Source organism: Tersicoccus phoenicis (genome assembly GCF_001968835.1).
Classification (GTDB): domain Bacteria; phylum Actinomycetota; class Actinomycetes; order Actinomycetales; family Micrococcaceae; genus Tersicoccus; species Tersicoccus phoenicis.
Genome location: NZ_MRDE01000091.1, coordinates 1 through 592 on the forward strand (window position 1 = coordinate 1; position 592 = coordinate 592).

Sequence of the window (592 nt, forward strand, 5' to 3'; positions counted from 1 at the left end):
ATCGCGCGGCCATCATTCACAACCAAATCTACCGCGTTGGCCTTGTACTCGTCAGTGAAGCTACGTCTCGTCGATCCCATAGCCGGTTCCCTTCATTTCTCGGGAACCCGCCCATCAAACCCTGTGTCCACCAGAGTGGGAACGGTCCAGCCGCGCCCAGACAGGGTGCGGCAGGTCCGGGTTTGAACGCTCGTCATGGTGTTCGCCGTGGCGGGCGTTTGTTGTTGTCGGGGGTGGTGAGCCTGTCCCTGGTGGCGGGGACCGCGTCGGCGGCGCACGCGTTCGTCCCGGTGGTGGTCCCGGGCGCGGACGCGACGCAGACGAGCCTGCTGGGCAAGCTCGGCGCCCGGCCGGGCGCGACCCGGGTGCCGGTGGCGGTCAGTGACCGGGTCTCCGGGTCGGTGGACGTGGGGACCGGCAACGGCGCCGTGTCGCTGCAAACTTGAGGTGAGGGATTGATTCCGGACCACGAACCCCAAGGTAGGATTTCTTGGGAGATGGGAAGGGAATTGATGGCTCCGAGGAAGTTCAGTGAGGAGTTCAAGGTCGAGGCCGTTCGTGCGGTCATCGAGTCCTCGCGCACGATCGCCGA

The 592-nt window shown here is 65.4% G+C and carries 1 protein-coding gene; it reads left to right on the plus strand.

The genetic code is table 11. The annotated features are described in order from the left end of the window. The first annotated feature begins 251 nt into the window (after positions 1-251). The gene (locus tag BKD30_RS15050) at positions 252-446 is read left to right on the plus strand and encodes a hypothetical protein (RefSeq protein ID WP_218189320.1); all 195 of its coding nucleotides are present in this window, start codon (positions 252-254) and stop codon (positions 444-446) included. The last annotated feature ends 146 nt before the right edge of the window (positions 447-592 follow it).